The organism is Microbacterium sp. K24 (genome assembly GCF_004794465.1).
GTDB lineage: Bacteria > Actinomycetota > Actinomycetes > Actinomycetales > Microbacteriaceae > Microbacterium.
Genome location: NZ_SSDJ01000135.1, coordinates 1 through 10,429, shown reverse-complemented (window position 1 = coordinate 10,429; position 10,429 = coordinate 1). Strand labels below are relative to the sequence as shown.

Genomic DNA, 10,429 nt, shown 5'->3' with positions numbered 1-10,429 from the left:
GCGTAGGACTGGATCGTGCCGTCCGGATCGGTGGATGCCGCCGCGTCGACCGAGACCTTGAGACCTGCCGCCGTGGGCGTGAACGCCGCCGTCGGGAGCTGGTTGGCCGCCGTCGGAGCCGTGGGGTCCACGACAGTGAAGGAGCGCAGGTTCATGGTCGCGGTGGGCGTGGCCGAGGTGCCACCGAGGTACGCCGTCAGACCGACGGAGCCGGCTGCCTGCAGCGCGGCGGTGGTGTCGGTGCCCGACAGCTGCCACGCCGTCGGCTCGGCGTCAGCCGAGCGCCAGACCTTCGCCCGGATGGTCGTCGGCGAGGTGCCGGTGACCTGGAGGCGAACCGAGAGCTCCGTGCCTGCGGTGTAGGTACCGGGAAGGACGTACGAGGCGCCGATGGCGGTCTCACCGCGCAGGATGTAGACCCGCATCGTGTTGCCCGCCTCGAACCGCACCCTGGCCGAGTAGTTGTCCGAGCCGACCTGACGGCCGAACATCGTCCAGGAGTACCCCGCACCGGTCCGATCGACCGTGAACTTCGCCACGGTGTCGGTGTTCTTCGACGAGACCGCGTTCAACATCGCGCCACGGGTGTCGTAGATGTTGGTGACGATCTGGCCGGACGTGCCGTTCGCCGAGAAGCTCGCGGCTCCTCCGGACGTGGTCCACGCGCCGCCCTGATCTGCGGTTCCCCAGCCGGAGGCGACGGTGCGCGCGAACTTGTCGCTCGCCAGCACCGTGAACTTCGGAGGCTCGACCGCGGTCAGCTGCTTCGTCGCCGTCGCCGTTCCCCCGCGGTTGTCGGTGACCGTCACCGTCACGGTGTAGGCACCGCCTGCCGCATATTCGTGGGTCGTCGTCGGCGTCGTGGTCGTCGCGGTGACGGTGTCGCCGAAGTTCCAGTCGTACGAGACGATCTGGCCGTCGGAGTCGGCGGACGCCGAGGCGTCCAGCGATGCCGACAGGTTGGCGATCGTCCCGGCGAGCGCGGCGGTCGGCAGGACGTTCGGCGCGAGCGCCGCGGTCACCTGCTTCGTCGTGGTCGCGCTGCCGCCCCGATCGTCGGTGACCGTCAGCGTCACCGTGTACTCACCCGGCGTCGTGTAGGCGTGGGTCGTGGTCTTACCGCTTCCCACCGCCCCGTCGCCGAACGACCAGGAGTACGTCGCGAGCGTGCCGTCGGAGTCGGTGGATGCCGAGGCGTCCACCGCGACGCTCATGTGCGTCGCGACGGCGTCGAACGCGGCGGTCGGCAGCACGTTGGCCGCCTGCACCGTGATCGGCTGCGTGATCGTGGCGGTCGCGCCCCGGTCATCGGTCACCGTGAGCTTCACGTCGTACGTGCCACCTGTGGCGTAGGTGTGCGCAGCCGTGGGTCCGTCGGTCGAGGAGGCTCCGTCGCCGAAGGTCCACTTGTACGAGGCGATCGCGCCATCCGTGTCGACCGATGTCGAGGCATCGAACGCCACGTCGAGGTCCGTCGGGATGCTGCTGAACGCAGCGGTCGGAGCCTGGTTCACCGAGCCGAAGGCGCCGAGCTGGTAGTGCTCGCTCACCTGCGTCGGGGTGAGGGGCGCGCCGTAGATCGCGACCTCGTCGATCGTGCCGGTGAACGTGGTCGCGCCGGCCCAGCCGCTGTCGTTGCCGACTCGCCAGTACCCGCTGTAGTCCTGAGCGACCGTGTTCGCGTTCGTGCCGACGAGCGCGCCGTCGACGTAGAACGCCATGCCGTCGCCCGAGAGCGAGCCGACGACGTGATGCCACTGGCCGTCGTTCACTGCACCCGTGGTGGTGATCGTGTACTGCGCGTTGTTCCAGACGCCGAAGTTGAGCTTGCCGTCGGTCGTCATGTAGATGTGACGATCGTTGCTGCTGCTCAGGCCGGTGTTGCTGTCGCCGAACCCGACGATCTTGCCGCCTGCCGTCGAGGTGGTCTTGAACCACGCCTCCGCCGAGAAGACCTGCGGAGCCACGTACTGCTTCGTGCCAGCGAGACGGACTGTGGTCGAGCTCGTCGTCGGAGCCCAGCGGATCGCCTTGTTCGAGACGCCCGAGATCGCGCCGGTCTGGTTCTTGACCAGGACGCTCGTGCTGCCCGTGTACGTGCCGGTGGAATTGTTCATACCCGAGTCGGCGGCGGACGTGCCGGTGCCGGTCTCGTTCAGACGCCAGAACAGCGTCGGATCGAGGGCGAAGACCGACTTGCCGTAGTTGTCGGCGGGTGCCGGAGGCAGCGCGCTGGTGCGGCCGCTGGCGATGCGGTGCGCATCGATCTCGTTGCGGGTCAGCGCCCGATCGTAGACGGCGACATTCGCGATCGAGCCGTTCAGGTAGGAGCTCGTGCCCGCGTTAGGCCAGGAGCCGAGGTTGTCGCCGCCGATGCGCCAGTAACCCATGTAGTCCTGCGCCGAGGTCGTGTCGGTGCGCTCACCGATCTTGACGCCGTCGACCCAGAGGACCTGACCCTTCGAGCTCAGCGACGCCACCACGTGGTGCCACTGGTTGTCGTTGAAGCCGGTGCCGCTCGTGACCGTGCGGGTCGCGCCGGGGTACACGCCGAACGTGACGCGTCCCGAGTTGTCGAGGTACACCTGCCGGTCGTAGCTGCCGGAGTTGCCGGTCGCGTTCGAACCGAAGCCGATGATCTTGCCGCCGCGGGTGCTGTTCGTCTTGAACCAGGCCTCGACCGTGAAGGTCTGCGGTCCGGCCGTCGCGGTGGTGGTGCCGGCCGACGAGCCGGTGCTGCCGCTGAACGTGGTCGCCGTGCCGGGCGTGACCGGACCGGCGGCTCCACGGGTCGCGTTGGCGACTGCGAGGTCGCTGCCGCCGGCCCAGTCGTAGCCTGCCGTACCGGTGGACTCGTTCAGAGGCCAGTAGTCCACGGCGCCGCTGGTGAGGACGGCGTCGTCATAGGCGGTCGACACGCCTGCTGCGGCGGTCGTGACCGGTGTCCAGTCGCTCTGCGTGCTGTTGCCGTACGCATCGATGGCCTTGATCCGGTAGTTGTAGGTGGTTCCGGGCACCGCCGTCGAGTCGCGGTACGACATCGCCGGCCTCGTCCAGAAGTTGGAGAGCTGGTCGGTCTCGTACAGGGGCGTCGTCATGCCCTTGTCCTGGCGGAAGACCTGGTAGTGCAGGCTCTGGTTGTCGCGGTCGTAGTTCGCGCTCCAGGAGAGCCGGTTCACACCTGTCTGGAACGATGTGGCGCTGAGCGTCCACGCACCGCCCTGGACCTGCGGGCCCTGCTTGTTCGGGGCGACGTTCTTCTTCGCGAAGCGCACGATGCCCTGCTGGGACGCGCCGTTCACCTTGAGGAACTCGCCGCCCACGAGGAGGTAGTCGCCCGAGGAGCTGACCTGCCACGGCCCCTGCGACTGGCCGGTGTACGTGCCGGGCACGTACTCCGGGTACCACTGCAGCAGGTCGCCTGAAGGCTGTCCTGCGAAGTTGCGGTAGCCCTGCGTGTCGTTGGTGATCAGCTTGCCGCTCGCGGCCTTGGAGAAGGCGAGCGAGTGCTTGTACGAACGCGGGTTCGTCTCGGGGAACCCGTTCACGTTGCCGCAGTAGTGCGGGTGGCCGACCACGTAGATCGCGTCACCGACGGGAGCGACGTCGTAGCTGTCGCCGTGGCAGTCCTCCATCCACTGCAGGCTGCCGTCGCTCCAGTTGGCGCGGAACGCGCCCTCGAAGCCGTCCTGCGAGGTTCCGCCGTAATCGAAGCCCGTGCCGTAGACGCTGTCGCCGTCGGACGACAGCGAATACATCGCGGCCACCGTGCCGGCGTTGCGCAGCACGCTGTTCATCGCCCACGGAAGCAGGGAGCCGACGGTCGCATCGAGCGCCGTGATGCCGCGGCCCGGGTTGCTCGAGCCGTTGACCGAGGTGAAGGATCCGGCGATCACGACCTTCGACTGGTCCGGGGAGATGACGACGCCCTTCGCGCCGTATCCGCCCTGCACATCGGCCGTGAAGGGGGTGACGGCGCCTGTCGACGTCGAGACGGCGGCGACCTTGGTGCGCTGCGTGCCGTTGATCGTGGTGAACTCACCGGCGAGGTAGACCGTGGAGTTCGTCAGTGCGATCGAGTCGATGCGGCCGTTCGCCTCGGGTGCCCACGAGGTGATGAGCGCGCCGGTGGCCGTGTCGAACGCGGCCACGCGGTAGCGCCATGCGCCGGCGGCCTGTGAGAACATGCCCGCGACGTAGATGCGCGAGCCGTCGGCGGACTTCTTGATGTCGAGGACGGTGCCGTTCGTGCCGGGGTTCCAGGACGAGATCAGGTTGCCCGTGGTCAGATCGTAGGCGAGGAGGTTCGCGCGCGGCGTCTCGTTGGTCCCGACCGGAGACCCGGCGGGCCGCGCCTTCGCGAAGCTGCCGCCCACGTAGACCGTGTTGCCGACGACTTCCTGCGCATAGACGACGCCGTCGATCTGCACGGTCGGCAGCGCGTCGGCGGCGAAGGTCTCAGGCGTGCCTGCGGCCGGCGTCGTGTCAGCGACGGCGGCGACCGGAACGGTCAGCGCACCGACGATGAGAGCCAAAGCTGCGGCGACAGCGCCGAGCAGCTTCACGCCACGGTGAGCGCGGTTCTCGCGCGTGTCGGCCGTCACAGAACGGCCACCCCAAAAGTTGTGCACTGTTTCTCCCCAGAGTTGCACTGCGCGCATGAGAAGCGACGCATAAATGAAGGCCGTCCCCCATAGACGGCCTTTCCCCTGGGCTGATCCTAGGGCAATACCGGAATATCAGCAAGGCGCAATGTGCGCCCCGACCGACCGGCCCTGCCGAGGGCGGCTCAGCCGACCTTGCCGCGGAAGACGAACGCGGGCTGACCCGCACGGTAGTCGAGCGTCAGGGTCACGTCCTCGCGCTGATTCTCGGGGATGCTGTAGACGTAGACGCCGTCGGTCGAATCACCGACGTCGAGGGTTCCCTCGAACGGCGCGGCTCCGGGCTTGACGAGGCCGCCCGCCGGGGTCAGCCCCTCGCCGATGTACGCGTTCACCGCGATCAGGCCCAGATCGATCGGAGCGTCGGTGTCGTTCGTCAGCCGCAGCGTGAACTGCACAGCCGGACCCGCGATCTCGCCGGCCTGCACCGCCTCGCCCTGCACGGCCTTCATCGCGGTGATCTGCGCGACGAGCCCCTCGCCGTTGTCGGAGGGCTGGTCCGGAGTGACGGGAGGCAACTCCGGCATCGTGCCCGGCGTCGCCGAGGGATCCGGGGTCGGCTGCCCGCTCGGGTCCGCACCGTCCGTGGGAGCGGACGACGAGGATGACGGCGTCGGGTCGGCCGTGGGCGCTCCGCCCTCCGAGGAACCCGCGGTGACGGCGAAGTACACGATCACGGCGATGACGACAGCCGCCACCGCGGCGAGCGCGATCCAGAGCCAGGTCTTCCGACGAGTGCCCTGCACTGATCCGTCCGGTTCTCCGACCATGATCGTCCCCTCCGCGCCCCACGCCGTCGTGATGTCGACGGATGCCGAGATTCTATCGGACAGTCCAGCACCGGGACGGGGACGTCAGGACGCCTGCCGCGCGATGCGCCGCCCGTCGCGCCATCCGCGCCAGACGGCCCGCAGCGGCCGCCAGGGCCGCAACAGCTGCCGCCTGCCACCACGGAGGAGCACCTCGCGCGCTGCGGACACCGAACCGGAATCCCACCGACGCACGGTGTCCCGATCGAACAGCTTCTGCGCCAGCAGCATCCGATTCCTGATGTTGTAGTAGTAGTACAGCGGCGACTTCGCATGCACGTCCGGATCGCCGATGCCCTGCGTCCCGCCTTCGTCATGGATCGCCTTCGCCTGCTCCACGAGCACCAGCCGTCCGCCGGCATCCTCGATCCGCAGGGAGAAGTCGACGTCCTCCCAGTACAGGAAGTACTCCTCGTCGAACCCCCCGACCGCTGTCCACGCGGCGTGGTTGATCATCAGTGCGGCTCCGGTGAGCCACCGGCGCGTGACCGCGTCAGGATGCCGTTCCGCCCAGGCCCGCCCGTGCGTGGCGCCGTCCTGCAGATCGAGCACATGACCGGCAGACCAGACCCGCCCGGCGCCATCTTCGACCAGGGGTGCCGCGACCACCGGCTCGGCGTCGTCGACCACCTCGAGCAGGAGGCGCGTCGCCTCGGCACCGATCGAGGCATCCGGGTTGAGCAGCAGGAAGCGGGTCTTCCCGTCGGCGCGGGCTGCCTCGACGCCACGGTTCACACCGCCGCCGAATCCGAGGTTGCCGGGCTGCGGCAGGGCGGTCCAGCCCTCTCGCTCGGCCAGTTCGCCGACGGTGCGGGCTTCGTCTGCGGACGTGCGGTTGTCGACGACGTACACGGCTGCGTTCGGGAGGGCACGGCTCGTCGCGACGAGGTTCGACTCGAGAAGCGCAGATGACCCGTAGTTGACGACGATGATCGCCAGCATCGACTCATCCGGCATTCGGGGCTCCGTTCCCGAGGTTGCGCATCGCGCGGAACCAGCGGATGGCAGCGAGCAGGCAGAACGCGGCGGCAGCGGCGAAGAAGAACGCGTAGGCGACGGCGAAGACGCTCGCCCAGCCCCACAGCACGTACACGAGGCAGACCACGCCGTAGTCCACGGGCAGCAGGACGACGGATCGCAGGGCACCACCGCCGCCGGTCTGCGTGGCCGAGGCGATCCCCTTCGACGATTTCAGGAGGTCGTTCAGGATCATTCCGAAGAAGTTCGCGGTCGCGACCACCGCGAACGCGAGCGGTACCAGGATGTACCCGGTCGGCACGTCCGTGAAGCGGAAGAGACCGATCGCCGTGGCGATCGGCAGCGAGACGATCTTGATGGCATCGATGAAGTGGTCCAGCCACTCCCCCGCGAGCGAGCCGCCTCCGCGCAGGCGCGCGACCTGGCCGTCCGCCGAGTCGAGGGCGTACCCGATCGCGAGCAGGAACCAGACGAGGAACCCGGTCCACCACGCAGGCGTCGCCAGAGCCAGAACCAGGATGCCGGAGAAGGTGAAGATCGCACTGACGGCGGTGACACCGTTCGGCGAGAGGCCGATGCGGTGGGCGATGGCCGCGAACACGCGGCCGACCGGGCGGTTCACGTACACGCTGTAAGCGGGAGCGCCCTTCGCGCGGCCCTTCTGCGCGGAGGACAGACGCCGCAGCGAATCCCTGAAAGTCTCCGTGGCCATTCGGCGCGTCCCCTCCGTCGAACCCCACAGAAAAGGGGCCTCATCCACCAGATAGAGTATGCCTTGCCGAGGGGGCACGCATCTGGGGAGCGTCGCTGACGTCTCGGCGAAGGGGAGGACCACTGCAATGACCCTCGTCGACCCTCCGAACGGAGCCGCTCGACCACGCGTTCTCATCAGTGCGTACGCCTGCGGCCCTGATCAGGGCCCCGAAGCGACAGCCGGGTGGGCGCTCGCCCGCGCCGCTGCCGAGACCGGCGACGTCTGGATCCTCACCCGCGAGCGCTTCCGCGATGCGTTGTCGACGGCACTGGCCGAATCGCCCGAACTCGCCGCCAGGATCACGGTCGTGCACATCGACCTGCCCGCCCGTGTGATGCGCCTGAAGCGCCGCGGCTGGGACCTCTACTGGTACTACGCCCTGTGGCAGCGCCTCGCCGGCAGGACGGCGGCACGACTGCACGCCGACGTCTCCTTCGACGTGGCGCACCACGTCAGCTTCGCCAACGACTGGCTTCCGTGCGGCATCTCGAAGCTCGACGTCCCTGTCGTCTGGGGTCCCGTCGGAGGCGCGAGCCGCGTGCCGATCACGGCGTTGCGCCGATGGCTCGGCGTGCGCGGCACCGTCACCGAGCTCGCCCGCACCGCGCTCACCGCTCTCCCCCGCGCGATCTGGGGCGACTCGACGGCGCGCCGTGCAGCACTCGTGGTCGCGCAGAATCCCGATGTGGCGCACCGTTTCCGCCGGGCGAAGCGTGTCGTCGTCGAGCCGAACGCGGCCTTCGCCGAGGAGATCCCGCCGCACCGCGGCAGCGAATCCGGCCGGACCGCTGTCTTCGCCGGGCGGCTCCTGGCGTGGAAGGGCGCAGCGCTCGCGATCGAGACCATCTCGCGGCCGGCCGCCGACGGGTGGCGACTGCTCATCCTCGGCGAGGGCTACGAACGCGACCGACTGCAGCGGCTCGTGAAGACGCTCGGCGTGACCGACCGCGTCGAGTTCCGCGGACACCTGCCCCGCGAGGAGACGCTCGACACGCTCGCCGCCTCCGACGCGCTGCTGTTCCCGTCGATGCACGACCAGGCCGGATGGATCGTGGGCGAGGCGAGCGCGATGGGGCTCCCCGTGGTGTGCCTCGACCTGGGCGGTCCGCCGACGCTCGCAGACATCAACGCCCGCGTCGTCACGGCGGATGCTCCGAACCTCCCCGACCGCCTGGCCGAGATGCTGCGCGACACGTCCTCGAGTCCCGGGCGACCGCATCGACGATGGGCCGAGGACCGGCTGCCGGCCATCGTCGGCGACTGGTACGCGACGGCGATGCGCGGACGACGACGACCGCTCGCGGTGATGGAGTCGCTCACCCGGCTTCGCCCGACCACGAATCCGTACCTGGTGCAGCTGTGCGAGTCGCTCGACCGCACGCCCGGCATCGACCTGTCGTTCTTCAACTGGAAGCGCGCCATCCTCGGCCGCCTCGACGTGCTGCACGTGCACTGGCCCGAACTCCTCGTCGGCGGCCACCGCCTGTCCGGTCGGATCGCTCGACGCATCCTCACCGCGGTGTTCCTCCTCAGGGCCCGCCTGACCGGCGTCGCGATCGTGCGGACGCTGCACAACCTCGAGCGCCCGTCCGACATGGCGAAGATCGACCTCGTGCTGCTCGACGCCGTCGACCGTCTCACGACGCTCACGATCACGCTGAACGACGACACGCCCCTCGCCGAGGGACATGCGCGGCGGACGATCCTCCACGGGCACTACCGCGACTGGTTCGCGTCGCACCCCACGCCGCCGGCGATCGAGGGCCGGATGGGCTACGTCGGCCTGATCCGCCGGTACAAGGGCGTGGAGCAGCTGATCGAGGCGTTCCGGGCGCTCGATGCCGACGACTCGAGCCTCTCGGTCGCGGGGCGGCCCTCCACCGACGATCTGGAAGCCGAGCTGATCGGCCTCGCCGCGGGCGACGAGCGGATCGAGTTCCACTTCCGCTTCCTCGACGACGCCGAACTGGTGGCGCGCATCTCCGAGGCGGAGTTCATCGTGCTGCCGTACCGGCACATGCACAACTCCGGCACCGCGCTGGCCGCGCTCTCGGTCGGACGAGCGATCCTCGTTCCCGACAACACCGTCAACCGGGCGCTCGCGATCGAGGTCGGCGAGCGCTGGGTGCACCTCTTCGACGGCGAACTGACGGATGCCGATCTGGCGCGCGTGCGCTCCGCGGTCTCGGCCGGGATCGAGGGGTCGCCCGATCTCTCTCAGCGCGACTGGTCGACGGTCGGCGCCGAGCATTCCCTCGCCTTCCATGCCGCCGCCGCGCTGCGGAAGGCACGTCGATGACCGGTGGCGTCCGGATCGCCGTGGCGATTCCGACCTACCGGCGCCCCGAGCGTCTCACCAGCCTCCTCGCTGTGCTCCCGCTGCGCTTCGCGGAGCTCGACGACCGCGACAGCGTCGACGTCTTCGTGATCGACAACGACCCGGAGGGCAGTGCGAGGGGTGTCGCGACGGCGCCGTCGCCCGGCATCCGCGTCACCTATGCCCCCGAGCCGACCCCGGGAATCGCAGCCGCCCGCCAGCACGCACTCGACGTGACGAGTGAATACGACCTCCTCGCCTTCATCGACGACGACGAGGTCCCACGGGCGAACTGGCTTCGTGCGCTCGTCGACACCTGGCGTCGGACCGGCGCCGCGGCGGTCGCCGGGCACGTGCACACCGAGTTCCCGGCCGGCACCGATCCGTGGGTGCGGGCATCCGGCCTCTTCGCGCGCCCTCTCCGCACGGACGGCGAGTCGTTGCCCGCCGCCGGCGCAGGCAATCTGCTGCTCGACCTGGAGCAGGTCCGCGCTGCGGGCATCTCCTTCGACACCTCGCTCGGCCTCTCCGGTGGTGAGGACACTCTCTTCACCCGCGCGATCGTCCGTGCGGGCGGCCGCGTCGTCGCCTGCCCTGCATCGGTCGCCGAGGACGAGCTCGAGGCCGAGCGCGCGACCCGGCGCTTCGCGCTGGCGCGAGCCCGGCATCACGGACAGACGCAGTCGGTGGTCGAGCTGCGCATGGCGCACGATGCTCCGACGCGAGTCCGCTCGCGAGTGCGCAACCTCGTCAAGGGCGCCGGCTGGTCCGCTCGCGGTGCCGTTCGGTGCGTGACCGGGGTGCTGTCCGGCTCGCTTCCGCGTCGCGCCGGCGGAGCGCGCGAGGTGCAGCGCGGAATCGGACTGGTGCAGGGCGCGCTCGGGGCCGCCGCGCCCTGCACCAGTCC

The 10,429-nt window shown here is 69.5% G+C and carries 6 protein-coding genes; 2 read left to right on the top strand and 4 right to left on the bottom strand.

The features are described from left to right. The 4 genes from DW306_RS14120 to DW306_RS14105 form a co-directional block, all read right to left on the bottom strand. Nucleotides 1-4,604, bottom strand: a 4,604-nt coding sequence (locus DW306_RS14120) for a PKD domain-containing protein (protein ID WP_240747205.1), incomplete at its 3' end; no start/stop codon positions are given. A 185-nt stretch (nucleotides 4,605-4,789) separates the two neighbouring features. Then, entirely contained in the window at nucleotides 4,790-5,434 is a 645-nt protein-coding gene (locus tag DW306_RS14115) for a hypothetical protein (RefSeq protein WP_136056232.1), read from the bottom strand. A gap of 84 nt (nucleotides 5,435-5,518) precedes the next feature. After that, the gene (locus tag DW306_RS14110) at nucleotides 5,519-6,430 is read right to left on the bottom strand and encodes a glycosyltransferase family 2 protein (protein WP_240747204.1); all 912 of its coding nucleotides are present in this window, start codon (nucleotides 6,428-6,430) and stop codon (nucleotides 5,519-5,521) included. Then, a complete protein-coding gene (locus tag DW306_RS14105) occupies nucleotides 6,420-7,163 on the bottom strand; it encodes a CDP-alcohol phosphatidyltransferase family protein (RefSeq protein ID WP_136056231.1) in 744 nt (247 codons plus the stop codon). The genes DW306_RS14110 and DW306_RS14105 overlap by 11 nt, the downstream gene beginning before the upstream one ends. 127 nt (nucleotides 7,164-7,290) lie before the next feature. Between DW306_RS14105 and DW306_RS14100 the strand changes: the two genes are divergently transcribed. Further along, nucleotides 7,291-9,504 carry a glycosyltransferase gene (locus DW306_RS14100; RefSeq protein WP_136056230.1) on the top strand — a complete coding sequence of 738 codons (2,214 nt, stop codon included), beginning with the start codon at nucleotides 7,291-7,293 and terminating at the stop codon, nucleotides 9,502-9,504. Further along, the coding region (locus tag DW306_RS14095; RefSeq protein WP_136056229.1) for a glycosyltransferase at nucleotides 9,501-10,429 on the top strand (929 nt) is incomplete at its 3' end. The genes DW306_RS14100 and DW306_RS14095, both read left to right, overlap by 4 nt.